This is a genomic window from Paraburkholderia sp. BGA-UO-ETr-F21 (assembly GCF_059567925.1).
The window spans coordinates 1-18,600 of record NZ_JCAQOY010000013.1 but is presented as its reverse complement, the minus strand read 5'-3'; the positions used below and the strand labels follow the sequence as shown (position 1 = coordinate 18,600).

The following is an 18,600-nucleotide window of genomic DNA, read 5'->3' as shown; positions in this document are numbered from 1 at the left end:
TCGACCGGTGGCGGAGAGGACATGCATTTTCGGCAGATCAAGAAGAACATCCGACGCGTGGCTATTGCGCTCGTAGCGAGCCTTGCCGCGGCGTCCGCCGCGCATGCGGGCAACTGGTGCGAGGGTGGCGTGTGGGTCGACGCCATGCTGGGCTCGTATCATATCAACCCTGACCCGAACACCCATTTCGAACAGTTCAACCCGGGCCTCGGCGTCGAATGCTGGCTCAATAATCAATGGGCATTGACTGCCGGCGGCTTTCGCAATTCGCTGCGCCGGCCTTCTTATTATGGCGGCGGTGTGTGGGCGCCGGAGTTCGCGCATTGGGGCATCGTGCGGATCGCGGCGATCGGCGGGATTATCTCGGGCTATAACTACGGCAATTGGGGTTTGGGCCGCGATCATACGATCGGACCGGTCGTCGCACCGATCGTCATGCTCGAATACAAGCGCGTGGGCGCGAACTTCATTGTGATTCCGCCCATCCCGTCGGACAATCTTCCGTTTACGATCGGGTTTCAGTTGAAGGTGAAGTTTTGACACGAAACGTCACCTGGACAAATAACGAGCGACCCCACTTTTGGGCAATCCGGAAAATCGCTGAACAGAGCACGCCGGAATAAGCCTTTGTCAATCCGGCAAAGGTGAGACGTTCCAGGAGATCGCCAGCAGAAAGGCGAGAAATACCAGCAGGTGAGTTCACCACGACACAGGCAGAACCACCCTGACAGTCGACGCATCAGACGGCCACAATGAACGCGTTACGCCATATCCGCGTACCACAAGGTGGAAACCGTCGTTGTTACGATCGGCCGCAGGGTTCTCGTATTCCGCGAGATAGCCCCTTTGGTATTCCACCTCCTGGAGCATCAATCATGCGCGTCTCCGGTTCAAGCCCGAATTGCGTCCCCTGTCGCTGCTGCGAGCTTCCGAACGAGGAGCAGGACGCTACTCGACTCAGCAGCACGCAACCGGCTACCCAGTCCACGAGCGCAAATGCCGCAGTCGCCAATGCCTGCAAATCCTTGCAGGAAAAGCCACGTAACACAGGTAGCCATCCGCAGCCCTCCTCGAAAAGTCCAGACGAACTTCGCAATGCGCCGCCGGAGCGTCGCCCCGGCGACGTTTCTCGAGCGGACCTCATGACGAAACACCGCGTGAATCGCCACGCTCGGCAGCAAGCGTCTGCCTTTCACGATGCGAGGACATGGTTCACCGGCAGTGCGCGCTCAATTGGGAAGGACGAAGCCAGAAACGGCTACCGCGCGGGGCGCGCCGCGCCTGCCGCACCCAATCTCGCAGTCCCAAACGACGACGGCGGCCCACGGGTCAAACGCGGCCCGGTTCTCAGCAAATGCATCAGGGATCTTGGCGGCGACGCGTTGAAGGAAGGCAGCATTGCCTCCGAAGGCTTCGCGCAGCCCGAATATAAAGAAAGCCGTAATCAGGCGAGCGGCGGCCTGTGTGATGGCATGGTCCGGGAAGCCATCCGCCGACTCGATCGCGGCGTGGGCGATCAGCCGACGACACCCGGATCGCCCGGTCAGCGTGAATCGACGCTCATCTCAGCGGTGCGAGACATGCGCGCGGACACCCGTAACGCCGTCTCGCGAAGGGAGATGTTCGGTCGCATCACAAACTTCCAGACCGGTGGCGCCAAACTTGGCCTAAGCCGCTATGCGCCGCAGCCACCAAATACGTTCGCCGGCATTCGAGACCGCAATCACCGCATCGATTTATTCAATCACCAGACACAGAATTTGCTGCGCCATCCCAACGACATCGCGTACGTCCAACTGAGCCTAGAGTCGCCAACGGATAGAAGGGATTATGGGCACGCAATTCTCATCCAGAGAGGAGAAGACAATCGCTATACGATTTTCGATCCCAACAATGGCGCATTCGAATATGCAAACTGGGGTAATACAGAGCAAGCGTTGAACCGCTTCATGGCAACCGCCTTCAGGACGCGCTCCTCTTTCGGCGAGCAGGAAGGCGACTATCGAATCATGCCGTTCAAACTGCAGGTGTACTCGACGACACCGTCTGAGAGTAGAACCCCTACGCCAGTCCTTGACCCGCGACCGGGAGCCGCCGGTAAGGGGCCGCCCATCCCCGAATGCGAAAACCTGATCTACCAGCGACATGCAGCCTCCTCGAATGCCCCATCGCTCGATACGCTTTTTCCGGACGGTGCGGCGCGTTCCGGCTTGCGCAGCCCGGACGAAAGCCTGGCAACCTCTGCGTTACGGGCCGTCGCCGACGGGAGAGCACAATCGCTCGGCGTTTTCATCGGAAGCCTACGCGGCTTGCGGAACGATCCAGATGCACGTCAGCGGTTCATCAACAGTTCGAATTACGTTCACGAGCATTTCCAGTCGGCCTCTACCAGTGTTCTGGCGAACTACATCCGGCACAGCGGCATGCATCGCGTCACGACAGCAGACGATCTCCTGAGTGAACTGAGAACACACTTCGCCGAACCGTATAACAGCGACAGCGGACCCGTGGCTCTGCGCAACGACTTCGCGGTTATCGATCTTTCGTTAAGCGCTAAAGCGGGGGGAACGTCGAGACGAGAGCCTAGCCGGCCGGTCGTCGTACAGCGGCTCAACCAAAGTCCGGATGTTTCGCGCGATCACTACGAGCTTTACGATCCTAACTTCCGTGCCTATACGTATAACAACTTTGAGGATTTGTCGGCTGCAATACGTGGCGTCTATGACGGGGGATACAGCGCCGAAGGCGGAGTCATTGGCGCTACTACGGCATGGTTCGCCCGTGAAGCCGATTTCGCGGCTTCCGGCGTGCGCAGAGCAGACATCAGTCTGGACAACGCAGAGCGAAGGGCCTGGTCAGCGCCAACCGTTCAGCTCGTCACCCCGCGCCTGGACCTGCCAACCGCACCGCCGGACAGTCGTCCTTCGATCCAGACTTATGTGGACAAGCGCTTGGAATTCAAACGTTCAACCGACTCGACATTGGCCGCCGATCCGTGGGTGCTACTTCGCCCATCAACGGACAAACCGGCCGAAGTCGCGAAGAGAGGAGGATTCGACGCTGCAATTACACCGCTGCGCGACGTCAATTTGTCCCTGCACAATTTCGACATTGCCTCCCACGAAGGGGAAACAGACAGTGGCGGCTATCTCGGGACGTTCGAAACATCGGCGGTTGCCATCGACCGCCAGCGCCATCAATCGGAGAACGGGTATATCTACGCTATCGCGCCGTCCCCTAACATGGTCAATGTGAACGCGAGCCTCGGCGCACACACTCTCGGCGCGGAAAACCATGAATTTGCCGCCATGGGCCACATCGACAACACGCAGATATTGGGTTGGTGGGAGACGAAGGACGTGAAACAAGGGCACTTATGGCACTACCACGAAAATCCTGCCTTCCGTTGGGACGTGTACAGGCGGACGTGGACTGCGGGAGCGCAACCTCAGCTCGCCCGCTTTCCGATCGATAGCGCCGCCTGGCATGAACCCGAATACAAGCGGTTTTCGGCCCCGAGGCAAGAGCCTAATCTGGCGCAGGCCGAGTTCTATCTCAATACCCGCTTGCAAGTCCATCAGTTGGCGGCCCGCCAGTCAGCCGGGAAAGACTATCTGGGGCCGATGACCTTGCAGGCGTATGGCGGCAACTATCCGTACATTCTGTATGCCGACGCAGGCAAGAACGTTTGGGTCTACAACAAGACTTACGCCTCCAATCGACCCAACAGCACTACGCAATTCGTCATGGGCGAGGACGGTCGTTTCCACTTTGCGAATAACTACAGTAAGGTCCTAAGTGTAGAAAGTGATGATTCGCTCTCGGTCGGCACCATCCCCAAAGATCCGCGCAACCTGAACGGTGTTTTTCGCCTCGCTGGAAGCAATCCGTTCCATCTCGTTCATGAAGAGAATCTGAAATACCTGACTGTGGGCCTTAGCTGGGCTACGCCGTTTCTGACAGACTACGATGCCGCGGACCGGTCACGGTGGAAACTGACGGATCAGCGCGGCGCTGAGGTCACACCGCTCGCCGTCAACAAAAACTCCTATCGGCATAGCACGACCGGCACACCCGAACAGCTGTATGCGTTCAATCAAAACCCCGATTCCCTGTTGCCGCCTGGTGCGACTCATTTCGTGACGGAAAGATTGTTTGATCCATTCAACGGTTTCAACTTTCTTGACTATGCGAACCTTGCACGTTCAACCGGCGGACTGGGTATGACCATCTCGTTGCTGAAGTCGGAAAATGCCGCATGGCTCTTCCGGGATGGCTTTTACGCAGTCCCAATCGGTAAGAACCAGCTGGAAGTGCGAACGCTAGGCGGTAAGCCTGTGTGGCGCGCGACAGTAGATCCGACGACGGATCACGAGTCGTATGAGAATCTGGGTCCAATCTCGAGCGGATTCAAAATTAGCGACGATGTCTGGAACGACCTTCGGTTTCGGGAAGACGCACGCTTGCGGCTGGAAGAGACACTGCCGGCGTAGTTAATACATTGCCGCAAGCGCATCCTGTTAACTTTCTTCAATGGTGAAGCTTTCCAGGAGACCGTTCGAATCCACTCAAAGGTGAGTCGTTCCAGGAGCAGATCGGCACCTCAACGCTCCGCAAACTTGCGTCAAGGTGAGGAGTTCCAGGAGATCGCGTTGAAAGGTGAGTGATTCCAGGAGGTGAGCAACCGGCGCACCGGATCCGCACCTAAGAAAAGGTGAGGATTTCCAGGGAGTTGCGATCATACGCGCTGACTGCGAGCAAGGCGGCCCGGCGGCAGGTCGCTAGATCGCCAACCGATAGGTGAGAAGATTCGGGATGCGTCGAGGTGAGAATATGGCAACCTGTGCGCGCACTTCAACCCCGAAGGTGAGGGAATTCGGGAGTGCAGTGACAGGCCTTCGCCAACCTCGGTATCCGCGAATATTGACATTGGTTTCCTAGGAAACTAATATGCCGTCAATGCTCCTGAAGATGGCGTTACCCCATGCAAAGTCCTCGTCAAAAGAACAGCACCCGCGCGCCGGCTCGAAAGCAACCCACAGCGTCGGATCGCAAGAAACCTGTTAGCGGACTTGAAGCGCATGTCGGTTACTGGCTGCGCTTCGTGTCGAATCACGTGTCGCATGGCTTCCAGATGAAGGTCGAAGCCCATGGCGTGACTGTGTCCGAATGGGTATTGCTGCGCGAGATCTACGACTCGGGCCCGACATCCGCTACGGCGCTGGCGGCACGCACCGGCATGAGCAAGGGCGCGGTGTCGAAGCTGCTCACGCGGATCGAAGCCAAGGCACTGCTCGAACGCGAGACGGTCGAAGAAGACCGCCGCAATCACGTCGTTGCACTGAGTACGGAAGGACTAAAACTCGTGCCTGAACTCGCGCGACTGGCCGATCAGAACGACGAAGAGTTCTTCGGCCACCTGCCCGCTGGTGTAAAAACGGCGATCGTCGACGCAATGAAAAACGTGGTCGCCGTCCACGGCCTGAAGGCGGTTCCCATCGAGTAAACGCTCACCCTGCTGGAGATAGACATGTCCGCGAAGTTCAATGAAGCCAGCCGCCTCGTGGCTGAAGACTGTGCGAAGCGCTCGCACGAAGGCACGATCGATTTCGGCTCGGTGGTGCGCGCGCTCGGTGAGGCCGGCGTCGAATCGTACTTCACCGATTACCGTCGCGGCGAGCATACGTACTATGCGCCCGGCGGCGAGACGCACGCGATCGCATTGCCGCTACCGCACATCGCGATTGCGAATGCCTTCGACGCCGACGCGGTCAACCAGGCCGTGCGCGGCGCGCAAAGCGGCGCGGTCAAGTACGCGGAGTTCGTGAGCCGAACCATGGCTGCGGGATGCATCGGTTATTTCGTCTGGATCGCGGGACGCCAGGTGCAGTATTTCGGTCGGCGCGGCGAAGTTCACGTGGAGCGCTTTCCTCAATGACACCTGAAGCTTTCGCGAGGGACATTCAGGCGGCTCTCGCGCCGCACGCCGACGCGGAGCGCGCGCTCGCGATGCGCGCGTACATGCGCCACCAGTTCGAATTCATCGGCGTGCCGACGCCGCAGCGGCGGCAAGCGGTATTGCCGGTTTTCAAGCGGCTGCAGGTGGAGAACGCCGATCATCTGCTGGCGTGTGCGCACGTTTTGTGGACCCTTCCGGCGCGCGAATGCCAGTATGTCGCGACGGATCTGCTGGCGCGTAAATGGAAGGCGCTGGGGATCAACGACATCGCGCATCTGCTGACAATCGCGCAGCAAGCTTCGTGGTGGGATTCGGTCGATCCGCTCGCGGGCGTAGTCGGCGACGTGCTGAAAGCGGCGCGAGTCGAGACGCCACAGGCGCAGGCAGTCATGGACGCGGCGCTTCAGCACGAATCACTATGGGTGCGGCGCATTGCGATGATTCATCAACTCGGCTGGCGCGAGCATACCGACGAAGATCGTCTGTTCGGGTACGCGCGTGCGCTGGCCGCGGAAAGCGACTTCTTTATCCGCAAAGCGATCGGCTGGGCCTTGCGAGATTACGCGTGGCACGCGCCCGACTCGGTGAGCGGCTTTCTGTCGGCTTCACGCGACCTTATTTCACCGCTCAGTCTGCGCGAAGCGTCCAAGCATCTGCCTTCGATTCGCTGACGCTTTGAACGCTCGGACTTTTGCAGCGGTGACAAAAACGCAAATAAAAAGCCGCTGGTTAACGGCGCTTTATCCGAAAACTTGAGAATTATATTTGACGCGTTAAATGCGTAGTAAAAGTCTGTAGTCATCGCTTAGTAACATGCGTGGGCAATACTCCGCAGCGCTGCAAGTCAGACCATATTTCGCATAAAACGCGCTGCTCCCATTGAGGGCTGACGCGAAGGCCAGACCCCGGGGGGTTCACATGACTATTCGTCATCGCATCACGCTATTGGTTGTTCTGATGTTCGTCGCCTTATCGGCGATTGGCGGCTACGCTGTCTACCAGACGCGCGGCAGCGCGGTCGAGGTGCGCAAGGTAACCGAAGGCGTCGTTCCGAGCGCGCTCGCTTCCGCCGACCTCGTGTCGCAAGTCAAAGACGTGCAGCTCGCCACGATGACACTGGTCTACGCGCCTGACGCCAACATGGTCGCCCAGGCTCAGGACGAACTGAAAAATAAGCGCGCTTCGTTGCAACAGGCGCTTGCGTTGCAGGATAAAGATGCCGCGAGCCACGCCCAGAAGGGCCTGGTTTCACAAGCTAAAGACAGTCTCGACAACTATTTCTCCGCGATTGCCGAGACGGCCAAAATGAAGGCCGACGGCAAGAACGAACTCGCGCAGGCCTATCTGTTCGCCAATGTCGCGCAGTATCGCGACGAACTCGAAGGAATCGTCGAGACCTTGCGCGTCGAGAAGAATCGCGAGAAAGACGAGGCGATTACCGCGTTGAACGCCACACTCGCCACGACGACCACGGCGATCGCGGCGGTCACGGGTATCGCGATCATTCTGCTGACTTCGATCGGCTCGCTGCTCTACCGTCAGATCACGCGCCCGCTCAGCCACATGCAGGCCATGATGAGCGAGATCGCCTCCAACCAGGATTTCACGCGGCGCGTGCCGGTAGGCCGGCTCGATGAAATCGGCCATTCGATCGTTGCTTTCAACGGCATGATCGAGAAGATTCAGGAGAGTTCGGCGCAACTCAAGCAGAAAACCGCGGACATTCAGGCGATGTTGCAGAACATGCAGCAGGGCATTCTGACGGTGATCGACGGCGCCGTGATCCACGCGGAGTACTCGGCCTATCTGGAAGACATCTTCGAAACGAAGGACATTGCCGGGCGCGGTTTGATGGATCTCGTGTTTGCGGACACGGACCTCGGTTCGGACGCGCTTTCGCAAGTCGATGCGGCCGCGCATGCCTGCCTCGGCGAAGACTGCATCAACTTCGCGTTCAATCAGCATCTGCTGGTCGGCGAGATTTCCCGACGCATGCCCGATGGCCGCGTGAAGATTCTCGACCTGAGCTGGTCGGCGATTACCGATGAAAACGACGTGATCGTGCGCCTGATGCTCTGCGTGCGCGACGTTACCGAATTGCGCAAGCTGGCCGCTGAGGCCAGCGAACAGCGCCGCCGACTCGACATGATCGGCGAAATTCTCGCGGTCAGTGAAGAGAAGTTCCACCATTTCATCGAGAGTTCGGCCGGCTTTATCAGCGAGAACGAGCGGATCATTCGCAAGCATTCGGCGGCGGATCACGCGGCGATTGCCGAATTGTTCCGCAATATGCACACCATCAAAGGCAATGCCCGCACTTATAACCTGCAGCATCTGACCAACGTCGTTCACGAAACGGAACAGAGCTATCACGAGCTGCGCCAGCCGGACGCGGGCCGCTCGTGGGATCAGGAGCATCTGATGCGCGAACTGACGCGCGTGCGCGAAGCGATCGAGAGCTACGCGAAAATCAACGAGCAGAGCCTTGGCCGCAAGGGCAAAGGCCAGATTAACGACGCGGGCAACTCGGCTCACTACGTGATGGTCGCGAAAGAGCATATCCAGCACACGCTGAGCATGCTGGAGCAGACAGACGCCGGCGAACTGCACGAACTTCAGTCCATGCGCGAAGCGCTGCGCCGTACGCTGCGGGCACTGGGCAGCGAAAGCGTGCGCGACGCGCTATCCGGCGTGCTGGACTCGCTGCCGTCGCTTGCGAGCGAGTTGGGCAAGCCCGCGCCGAACGTGCATATCGACGACAACGGTTACCGTCTGCGTGGCGAGGCCGGCGGCACGTTGAACAATGTGTTCATGCATCTGTTGCGCAACTCGATGGATCACGGCATCGAAACCGCAGAGACACGCAGCGAGCACGGCAAGAAGCCGGCCGGCACGATCCACATTGAAGTGGGCGTGGACAGCGGCGCGTTGCAGATCACGCTGAGCGATGACGGCCGCGGCCTCGCGCTCCATCGCATTCGCGGTATCGCAATGGAACGCGGCTGGATTGGTAGCAACGACACGCTGAGCGATGACGCGATCGCCGATTTCATTTTCCGGCCGGGCTTCTCGACTGCGGAAACGGTCACGGAATTATCGGGCCGTGGAGTCGGCATGGACGCCGTGCGCGATTTCCTCAAGCGCGCGAACGGCAGCATCGAGCTGCGCTTTACCGACGATCAGAAGGGCGCGGCGTTCCGTCAGTTCCAGACGATTGTTTGCCTGCCGGATAGCGTCGCCGTCGATACGCTCGGTGTGGAAGCACGCGGCGAAGCCGGCGCGCTGCAACTCGACGCGATGGCGGACTGAACGCCGCATCGGCGTACGGCGCGACGGAATTCGAAGGAACGGTTGTGATTCAACAGTATGTATTGGCGGCGGCAGCAGGCAGCGCGGTGACCGCGCTGCTGGCATTTGCCGCCCACAAGCTGCACAGCGCGAAGCTGACGGCACAGTTGCGCGCCGAAGCGCAAACGCGGATCGACACGCTCGAAGCCGGGCAGGCCCAGCATGGCGGCGCCATTCGCGAGCGTGAGCAGGCTGAGCAGGCATTGCATTCGCTGACCACGCAGCTACGCGAGGAACTCGCGCTCCAATCGGCTCGCGCCGACGAACTGCGTGACGCGCTGAAAGTGGCCACCGAGGACAAAGACCAGTTGGCGCATCAGGCCCGGCAGATTGCCGGCGAGGCCGAGCGCCTGAAGAGTCTCGGCGCGACATTCGAGCGCTGGCACGAACAGATGATTTCGCTCATGACGCAAAACCACGACATGCACGCGAAGAATCAGGAGCTGTCTTCGATTGTGCGGCACGTGGTGATCGTGTCGCTGAACGCGTCGATCGAAGCCGCGCGGGCGGGTCCGGCGGGGCGCGGCTTCGCGGTGGTGGCGAGCGAAGTGCGCGCCCTCGCCGCGCGTTCCGAAGAGTTGTCAAAAAGCTATCGCGACAGCCTGCATCGCAATGACTTGACCACGACGTCGACGTTTCAGGACATTCAGGCCGGCGGCAAGATGATCGCGGCGTCGCTCGCCAGCGTCGAGTCGCTAGCCAATCAGTTTCATTCTAAGCTGCACGAGGTGGCGGTGTGATTTCGGCCCACGCCAAGGACAGCTTTGAGCGCATTTTCCGCCAGGCGGCCGAAGTGCGCTTGCCGCTGGATGCCGGCGATCTGTGCGAGATTGCGCCGCTTGCCGAGGCCGGCCTTGGCGCATCCAAAGACTCGCAAGTGGTCGTGCTGACCATTTCGTCGATCGTGTTCAGGCTGCTGCTGATCCTTCGTTTCGACGAAGACGACAGCACGCGCGCCTACTACCTGAAAGACAGCGCCGACGAGCGGCCCTTCCAGGAGGTCTTTCTGGAAATCTGCAATCTGTGTTGCGGGGCGATGAATCAGGCGTTGTTGCGCTACTTCCCAGACCTCGGCATGTCGACGCCTTACGTGCTGAACGCGCGTTGCCTGCCGCATCTGCATGAATTGAAGCCGGGTCTGCTGTCGTCGTATTCGGTCACGCTGAACGGTACCGTGCGGCTCGCCGCGACGGTATGCGTGTGTGCGCATGCGCCGATCGACTTCATCGCCGACACTGGCGCGCTCGAAGAAACCAGCGGCGAGCTGGAGTTGTTTTGATCAGGCGGCGAATCCCCGCTGCGAGCAGGAACGCAACATGAACATGAACAAGCCGGTCAGCAAGGTGTTGGTATTGGACGATTGCCCGGCTCACAAAGAGGCGCTGAAGCGCTTTTGCGACGAGAACAATCTGGTCGGCGTCAAGGTCGGCAAAAACCGCTTGCAGTCGGTGCTGCGCTCGAATATCGATCTGGGCGCGGTGTTGTTTGCCGAGCATTACGGTGGCTCGCCGGAAGCCAGCGCCGAGATCGCGATCAGGATCAACGCGGTGCGTCCCGAGTTGCCGATCATTATGAGGCGGAACGACGGCCCTGGCATGGACGGCTTGCCGGAGAGCTTGCGGCGCGTGGTCTGCGCGGCGTACGTCGCGCACGATATGGCGCCGCTACGGCAGGTGATCGACGAGTACATTTTCAGCCTGGATTATCCGAACGCACTGGTGCGCGGCATCGCCGACATGACACAGGCCATTCTCGGCGACGTGTTCAAGGATCTGACCATCACGTGCGACACGCCGCATATCGTGCGCGACCGCATCATCTTCGGCGAGGTGTTCAGTCTGATTCCGCTCGAAAGCGCATGGTGCCGCGGTTACATGATGATGCAGGCCGAAGAGACGCCGATTCTCGACCTGCTGGATCGTTACCGGATGATCGACGACGCGCAACACGGCGAAGCCGACTTCCGCGACCTGAACAGCGTGCTCGGCGAAGTGACGAACCTGATCTGGGGTTCCTTCAAGAACCGCTATGTCGGCGATGCGGACGCCTGGGCGCGCAGCCAGGTGCAGGTGCCGCTGCTGGTGAATCACAAACACAAGTACATCTCGTTCGGCAGCGGTAATCCGCAATTGTGCTTCACGTATTGGTTGAAGGACCCGCAGTCGAGCCGGGCGGTCAAGTTGCATCAACGTTTTGTGTTCAGCCTGAGTTGGTCGCCGGAGGATTTCAAGGAAGTCTCGGACGACGTCGGCGCGATGGTCGAGGCAGGCGAACTGGATCTGTTCTGAGTGTGATCATAGGAAAAAACATGTCGAAAATTCTGGTGGTGGATGATTCGAGCACGGTGCGCGACGAAGTGGCCGGCTTTCTGAAGAAGAACGGTCTTGACGTCGACACGGCGGTGGACGGCAAGGACGGCCTCGCCAAGCTGAAGGCCAGCCCCGGCATCAAGCTGGTGATCAGCGACGTCAACATGCCGAATATGGACGGCCTCACGATGGTCGAGAAGATTCGCGGCGAGCTCGCGAACAAGACCGTCAACGTCATCATGCTGACCACCGAGAGCAGCCCGGCGATGAAGGAGCGGGGCAAGGCGGCCGGCGTCAAGGGATGGATCGTCAAGCCGTTCAAAGGCGACGCCGTGCTGGAAACGTTCCGCAAACTGGCGAGCTAAACGCTGCTGCGCGAGAGTCACACGCAAAGGTGAGTGTTTTCGGGAGCCGCGTGCAAACGTGTCTTTGAGTCGGTTTCCGCGTTCGCTGCGGCGGTCGAAACAGGCTAAATAAGCGAATAAACCGATCCGCGCGGTGATTGAGGCCGCGCATCCGGATACGCTCGCTCGTTCAAAGGTGAGGATATTCGGGACCTTTCATGTATCGCGTGAAGGCGCTCAGAAAGCATGGTTCGTTGAGGCGCGCGGCCCGTGCGCATGCTTCGCTCAAGGACCTCGGATCGAACACGGTGAGTGGCGGAATCGATCGGCACTCACCCGGCCCCTGTTTCAGCACGATGGTGTCGAGGGCTGGACCACATCGTTCAAAACACCCATTCTCTCGCGCAAATCGCGTATTTCCATCTTGAGGCAAGACCCGCACACGCCCGGCCGCTTACCTGGGTATGCAAATTACTCTGCCAGTTCTAAAGGTGAGGGTTTGCGGGAGTGGCCTGTTCTCGGGCATCCGGGCCACGCCCAGCATGCCCTTGCGGCCTGCCCCCAAGCTCGAAAGGTGAGCGTTTTCAGGAGCAGTTCAACGCCCGCCTCGTGCCAAACCCAAAGCGCTCCATGCCAAAGGTGAGCCTTTTCGGGAGCGAGACGGCAACGCTTACGGGGCGGCACATGCGGCGTGCCATATCACGTTCCGAGTTGAAAGAGTTGGGAAGAAATTGGCAACCTTGGGGGCTGTTCCGCGTTTTGAGAACACCCGCATGCAGGGATGATGGCGACGCGGACGACAGCGGGCGCGGATTGACTATATCCGCACGCCAGGTGCCTGTCTCTGAACAACGATCGTCTTCTGGAATCAGTTGGATGAGTCAGCATATTCTTTTCGTGGGCGCCGATGCCGGCTTGACTGCCGTGGTGGGCGAATCATTGCGCGGCCAGGGCTGCGGTGTGTCCGCACGTCCGCCGGGCGCCGGGCTCAAGCATGTGGTCGAGATGGAACGGCCTTCGCTGCTGGTGCTCGACATTTCGGCGCCGCATGGCGATGGTCTCGCCGTCTTGCGCGACCTGCGCATGGGCGGCAACGATGTGCCCGTGATTCTGCTCTCGTCGAGCAACAAGGCGATTGATCGTGTGATCGGTCTGGAACTCGGGGCCGACGACTTCATGAGCAAGCCCGCCGACCCTGCCGAACTGCTCGCCCGCATTCGCGTGCTGCTACGGCGGCGCGGCACGGTCGCTCCGGGTGCGCCGGAGACGCGGCCGCCGTATCGCTTTGGCCGCTGCGAACTGAACTTCTCCGCGCGCGAATTGCGTCGCGACAACGAGCACTTCGCGTTGCGAAGTTCCGAGTTCGCGTTGCTCAAGATCTTCGTCAATCACGCTATGACCGTGCTCACGCGCGTGCAGCTCAACGAGAAGCTGCGCGGCAATAGCGTGTTGCATCAAGGGCGTAGCCTCGATGTGTCGATCTGGCGGCTGCGTCGTCTGATCGAAATCGATCCTTCCGAGCCGCGTTACGTGCAAACCGTGTGGGGACGCGGCTATGTGTTCGTGCCGCACGGCGAGCTGGGTGCGGCCGAGCGCGGCGCGCTGGTCGCGCCCGGTGTGTAGTTCAGCGGCGAGCGACCCAAAAGGTGAGACTTTTCGGGAGCGCACGACGCGATCCAATGTTGCGCCGTTTTTCGCTCCGTGTTTTGCTCCGTTTTTGCTGGTTACGCCGGCTTCGCGATCTCGCGAATGTCGGCGACCGGCGTTTGACCGAAAGCATCGCTCAATGCGTAGTCGAGCAACTGGGTCGCGCATTGTTCAGGCGACGATAGTTGGCCGTTGCGCTTGAGCTCTTCGAATTTCTCGCGCATTGGGAACTGTTCGGCCCCGCTTCCGCGAATCTCGGCCTGCATATTCGTATCGATCACGCCCGGCGCCAGACTGCAGACACGCAGCGCGCGATTCGCATCGAGCGAGACGGCGCGCGCGTGATGATCGAGCGCGGCCTTCGTTGCACAGTAGATACTCCATCCGGCATACGCGTTGCGCGCCGCGCCGCTGGAGATGTGCACGATGCGCCGGTCGGTTGCGTCGACGGCGGCTGCGGCGAGCGCGCTGGCGAGCATCAACGGCGTGGCGACATTGAGGCTCACCGCGCTTGCGATGGCCGCTGCGTCCTGTCCTTCAATCGGGCCGATCGGCTGCACCATCCCCGCGTTGTTGATCAGCAGCACGGTTTGCGCGCCGCTGACGAATTCGCGCAGCGCATGAGTCGCGATCCATTGCGAGACGCGGGCGGTGTCGGCGAGTTCGAGTTCGATTTCTTCGAGCAGCGCCGGGAAATGGTTTTTGAGCGTGGTATGACGCGAGCGGGACAAACCCAGCACCGCGATTCCGCGAGCAAGAAGTTGTTCGGCGAGCGCCGCGCCCAGGCCACGGTTGTGGCCGGTGACGATCGCACGGATCGGAGAAGAGGTGGTCATGTCGGTCCTTGAAATCGTTGGCGTGAGCAAGGCCGCTATTTTCTCACGCAATATTTTCCTGCGTCTTGCGCCCTGTGCCGACCCCTCAGACGCGTTCATGTCCGCGTACGTTCAGGTTCAAGGCGAGCGAAAGCGCTCCCGATACTGCATGGGCGTCGCGCCGATCCGCTTGGTGAAGACAATGCGCATGCGATCTGCCGTGCCGAAGCCGCAGTCGTACGCGATCGCCTTGAGCGCCGCGCCACTGCTCTCGAGCAGCTTGCGCGCGGCATCGACACGAGCACGTTCGACGAATTCATGTGGCGTCACGCCGGTCTCCTGCACGAACACTCGCGCGAAGTTGCGCGCGCTCATACCTGCGACGTCGGCCAGCAGCTTTACCGTGAAGCTCTCGCGAATCCGTTCCATGACGTGCGCCTGGACTTTGGCGACGGGCGACGTCTCGTCGACGGGCGCGGTCAGGTAGGGGCTGAACTGCGACTGGCCGCCTTGCCGCTGCGCGAACACCACCAGGCGTTTGGCGACCGCGAGCGCGATGTGCGGCCCATGATCTTCGGCGACGAGAGCGAGCGACAGATCGATGCCGGCCGTCACGCCGGCTGATGTGACGAGTGGTCCGTCGCGCAGGTAGATACGGTCGAAATCGACGCGCGCGTTGGGAAATTGCGCCGCCAGTTGTGCTGCATGCTGCCAGTGCGTGGTGACGTGGCGGGCATCGAGCAAGCCCGCGTGGCCGAGCGCGAATGCGCCGGTGCAGATGGAACCGTAACGGTCGCCCTGCGTGGCGACGTTGGCGAGCCACTCCAGCACACGCGCGTCGGGCGCACGATCGGGTAGCGCGGGCCCACCCGCGACAAGGGCGAGATCGAACGGTCGACGCGCTTCGCTGAAGGTGGCGTCCGCGACCAGCGTCATGCCGTTGGACGCACGCAATGGTGCGGATTCCGCGCCGATCAGTTTCACCTCGTAGTGATCTTCGGGCGCGGTGAAACGGTTAGCTTCGGAAAAGACGTCGACGGGGCCGGCGACGTCGAGCGCCTGCACGCCGGGAAAGATGGCGATCGCAACGGTGGGCATCGAAAACTTCCTGTGACGATGGACGGACTCCGCATGCCGCGGCAGTCAACGCGGTGCGTTTGGCAGTGTTCAACGGTCCACGACGATTGTTCGCGGCGGCGCGTTGACCAATACTGGACTTCATCGGACGCGTTGCTTGAATCGCTGAAAAAAGCGCCGCGGACCAGCATACCAAACGCGCTTTCAAGTCACAAAGACCGCGCGTTCCGTTTATTCGAATCCATTACGGAGTTCATTGCATGACCACGATCGCAGGTATTCAGATTCCCGACAGCGTGATGGCGCGCGAAGCCACCCAACTCGTGCGCGATACCGAAACCGACTTGCTGTATCACCATTCACGGCGCGTTTTTCTGTTCGGCTCGTTGGCCGGCGAGCGCAAGCAGCTGAAGTACGATCCCGAACTGCTGTACATCGGCGCGATGTTTCATGACATGGGGCTGGTTGCGCCGTATAGCAGCGAGCACGACCGCTTCGAGGTAGACGGCGCGAACGCGGCGCGTGATTTCCTGCGACGTCACGGCATTGGCGAGGACGACATCGAACAGGTGTGGAACTCGATCGCACTGCACACGACGCCTGGCATTCCGCGGCATATGAAGCCGGTGGTCGCGCTGGTCACGGCGGGCGTGGAGATGGACGTGCTGGGACTCGCCTACGATGATTTTACCGAACACCAGCGCCACGAGGTCACGCACGCGCATCCGCGAGGCGCGCATTTCAAGGAAGGCATTATCGACGCGTTCGCGCACGGCACCATTCACAAACCGGAGACCACCTTCGGGAACGTGAAAGCGGACGTGCTGGCGCTGAAGGACCCGCATTACCATCGCGAGAATTTCTGCACGATGATTATGGGTTCGGCGTGGAAGGAGTGAGTTGCCGATGAGCGTTCCAAATCGATTCGGAGCAGATGGCATTGGCGCTCAGCCCCTGCCATGCAACGCGGCGATCTCCTGCAGATCGAGATCGTGTTCGAGAATGGTTAGCAGTTCATCGTGAAGCAAGCCCGTTCGATGCAGATGCAATAGCTCGGTCCGAGCCGCGGAGACGGCTGCCAGCACAACGTCGTAATGGGCAGCGCGTTCGGCGGCGGGGAAGGCTGCTTCGTTCTGATAGCCCTCGGTGATGCGCGCGCGGTAACTGTACTGTTCCAGCAAACGTGGATGAATCACGCTGCCATCCGGCCCGTGCACCAGCGGCTGTATCGCGGCGAGTTGCGCGGCTTCGAGCCGTGCCCAGGCCTGCGGCTCGGTCAGATGCCGTGCGTTTCGTTCGGCCGCGTGGTCCGGATTGATCCATTGAATCAGTGGTCCGATCGTCGTGCCCTGCCCGAGCACCGTTACCAGAATCACGGCAAATGAGGCGACCAGAATCAGATCGCGACCGGGCATGGTCTCCGGTAAGGAGAGCGCGATAGCCAAGGTGACCACGCCACGCATGCCCGCCCAACTCGTGACAGCAGCCGAGCGCCAGTCGGCCTTGCCGCCCTCGCGACGCGTCAATTTGCACACGAGCGCTTTCAACCATTCCGTCACGAAGACCCACACGAAGCGTGACAGCACGACCGCCGCGAGCACCGCGCCGACGGCCGGAGCGAACGCGGTCAACGTATCGCCGACGCCGCCCAGCCGCACGATCACGCCGCGCAGCGATAGCCCGATCAGCATGAACACCAGCGCTTCCATCAGGAAGATCAGGACCTGCCAGAAGGCGGTGCCGCGCATTCTTACCGCTGCCGAGAAGACTTCGTGCTGATGCCAGCCGAGCACCATCCCGCAACTCACCGTCGCGATCACACCCGATACATCCAGCATGTCCCCGACGATGTAGCTGATCCAGGCAGAAAGCGTCGATGCGACGATGACAAGGTACGCGTCGTCGAGATAGCGCAGCAGCTTGACGACCAGGAAGCCGACCGCCACGCCTACCGTCACGCCGCCCAACGCGAGCACGGCGAAGCGTCCAATCGCATGCTGTGCGCTGAACGTACCGGTTAGCGCGGCCGCGACGGCGAAGCGGAACAGCACGAGGCCGGCGGCGTCGTTGAGGAGGCTTTCCCCTTCGAGGATCACCATCAGACGGCGCGGTAGCGCAACGCGTTCGAGCACGGCCTTCGCGGCAACGGCATCTGGCGGCGAGACGATCGCACCCAACGCGAAGCAGGCGGCCCATGGCAACGCGGGCACGACCCAATGCACGACCAGACCGACGGCGAGCGTGGTGAACGCGACGGCGCCGATCGCGAGCAGCAGGATACCGCCGAGATTGCGCTTGAACTCGTCCCAAACGGAGAAGTAGGCGCCGTCCATGAGGAGCGGCGGGAGGAACACGATCAGGACCAGCTCGGGGTCGAGATTGAAGCGCGGGAGTCCGGGCACGAAGGCCATTGCCGCACCGCCGACCAGCAGTGCGGCGGCTGGCGGCAGCCGCAGCCGCTTGGCGAGCAGTTCCAAACCGATAATCGCGACGAGCGACAGCAGAACGACTTTGAAGCCCATGACGGACGACATGCGCGGCCTCGCTGGGTGGCAGGAGAACTACTTTTTATCACACGGCGGGTGCGGTGCCTGTGGTTGCGCCGACACAGGATAGGTGTGTGGTATCAATCACTTGGGTGGACTCTGCGCAGGTTGTCCACAGCCTTGCGAACAATTTGTGGGGATAACTGACGCGCGCCTGCCCGCAGGATTTGGGTTGCCGCCAGTTGCATTCCTCCGCACCGTCGGTGACAAAACCATTCGCTTCAAGCACTTAAGCGTGCAGCCCCCGAGTTATCAACAGCCCTGTCAACACAAACTGGGGATAACGTGTCCTGCGATGCACAAGGTCTCCAAATATCTACTCCACTTGAATCTACAACCTGGTAGTTGGCACACGACCTCCGGTTGTCCGTGTCATCGGCACACGGCCGGTCTTTTGTGGGGAATATCGTTCACCAAAGAACCTGATATCTGCGCTAGGGAAGGTCTGCAAAAGTCCTGGCGTTGACGTCTGGGTCGACTATCCTGGGAGAAGGCAAGTTTCAGGGGTTCCCCGATGACACAGCTCGGTCTTGGTCTGGATCTTTCAACGAAACG

The 18,600-nt window shown here is 60.5% G+C and carries 15 protein-coding genes; 12 read left to right on the top strand and 3 right to left on the bottom strand.

What is annotated here, in order from left to right; translation table 11 throughout:
• Window positions 1-21 precede the first annotated feature (21 nt).
• The 11 genes from AC57B1_RS09970 to AC57B1_RS09920 all read left to right on the top strand — a co-directional run bounded on the left by AC57B1_RS09970 (window position 22) and on the right by AC57B1_RS09920 (window position 13,583).
• Window positions 22-540, top strand: a complete 519-nt coding sequence (locus AC57B1_RS09970; protein ID WP_408352301.1) for a hypothetical protein — start codon at window positions 22-24, stop codon at window positions 538-540.
• Window positions 541-1,142: 602 nt separating this feature from the next.
• The gene (locus AC57B1_RS09965) at window positions 1,143-4,493 is read left to right on the top strand and encodes an enterotoxin A family protein (protein WP_496417445.1); all 3,351 of its coding nucleotides are present in this window, start codon (window positions 1,143-1,145) and stop codon (window positions 4,491-4,493) included.
• Between the two features lie 491 nt (window positions 4,494-4,984).
• The gene (locus tag AC57B1_RS09960; protein ID WP_408352305.1) at window positions 4,985-5,506 is read left to right on the top strand and encodes a MarR family winged helix-turn-helix transcriptional regulator; all 522 of its coding nucleotides are present in this window, start codon (window positions 4,985-4,987) and stop codon (window positions 5,504-5,506) included.
• Between the two features lie 24 nt (window positions 5,507-5,530).
• Window positions 5,531-5,938 (top strand): DUF1398 domain-containing protein, encoded by a 408-nt coding sequence (locus AC57B1_RS09955; RefSeq protein WP_496417444.1) that lies wholly within the window; start codon window positions 5,531-5,533, stop codon window positions 5,936-5,938.
• Entirely contained in the window at window positions 5,935-6,630 is a 696-nt protein-coding gene (locus AC57B1_RS09950) for a DNA alkylation repair protein (RefSeq protein WP_496417443.1), read from the top strand. The genes AC57B1_RS09955 and AC57B1_RS09950 overlap by 4 nt, the downstream gene beginning before the upstream one ends.
• A gap of 247 nt (window positions 6,631-6,877) precedes the next feature.
• Entirely contained in the window at window positions 6,878-9,268 is a 2,391-nt protein-coding gene (locus AC57B1_RS09945) for an ATP-binding protein (RefSeq protein WP_496417442.1), read from the top strand.
• Window positions 9,269-9,312: 44 nt separating this feature from the next.
• Entirely contained in the window at window positions 9,313-10,047 is a 735-nt protein-coding gene (locus tag AC57B1_RS09940) for a methyl-accepting chemotaxis protein (RefSeq protein WP_496417441.1), read from the top strand.
• Complete coding sequence (locus AC57B1_RS09935; RefSeq protein WP_496417440.1) at window positions 10,044-10,586, top strand: hypothetical protein; 543 nt, start codon at window positions 10,044-10,046, stop codon at window positions 10,584-10,586. The genes AC57B1_RS09940 and AC57B1_RS09935 overlap by 4 nt, the downstream gene beginning before the upstream one ends.
• A 37-nt stretch (window positions 10,587-10,623) precedes the next feature.
• Entirely contained in the window at window positions 10,624-11,595 is a 972-nt protein-coding gene (locus tag AC57B1_RS09930; RefSeq protein WP_496417439.1) for a chemotaxis protein CheX, read from the top strand.
• A gap of 20 nt (window positions 11,596-11,615) precedes the next feature.
• The gene (locus AC57B1_RS09925) at window positions 11,616-11,981 is read left to right on the top strand and encodes a response regulator (protein WP_007178665.1); all 366 of its coding nucleotides are present in this window, start codon (window positions 11,616-11,618) and stop codon (window positions 11,979-11,981) included.
• 855 nt (window positions 11,982-12,836) lie between these two features.
• A complete protein-coding gene (locus AC57B1_RS09920) occupies window positions 12,837-13,583 on the top strand; it encodes a winged helix-turn-helix domain-containing protein (RefSeq protein WP_091805273.1) in 747 nt (248 codons plus the stop codon).
• A gap of 101 nt (window positions 13,584-13,684) precedes the next feature.
• On the opposite strand, the gene AC57B1_RS09915 is transcribed toward AC57B1_RS09920, so the two are convergent.
• Window positions 13,685-14,443: an SDR family oxidoreductase gene (locus tag AC57B1_RS09915; protein WP_496417438.1), complete on the bottom strand. Its 759-nt coding sequence runs from the start codon at window positions 14,441-14,443 to the stop codon at window positions 13,685-13,687.
• Between the two features lie 117 nt (window positions 14,444-14,560).
• Window positions 14,561-15,520 carry a GlxA family transcriptional regulator gene (locus AC57B1_RS09910; RefSeq protein ID WP_408352320.1) on the bottom strand — a complete coding sequence of 320 codons (960 nt, stop codon included), beginning with the start codon at window positions 15,518-15,520 and terminating at the stop codon, window positions 14,561-14,563.
• A gap of 239 nt (window positions 15,521-15,759) precedes the next feature.
• Between AC57B1_RS09910 and AC57B1_RS09905 the strand changes: the two genes are divergently transcribed.
• Window positions 15,760-16,398: an HD domain-containing protein gene (locus tag AC57B1_RS09905; protein ID WP_496417437.1), complete on the top strand. Its 639-nt coding sequence runs from the start codon at window positions 15,760-15,762 to the stop codon at window positions 16,396-16,398.
• A gap of 48 nt (window positions 16,399-16,446) precedes the next feature.
• Here AC57B1_RS09905 and AC57B1_RS09900 read toward each other — a convergent pair whose 3' ends face one another.
• The gene (locus tag AC57B1_RS09900) at window positions 16,447-18,033 is read right to left on the bottom strand and encodes a Na+/H+ antiporter (RefSeq protein WP_496417436.1); all 1,587 of its coding nucleotides are present in this window, start codon (window positions 18,031-18,033) and stop codon (window positions 16,447-16,449) included.
• Window positions 18,034-18,600 lie beyond the last annotated feature (567 nt).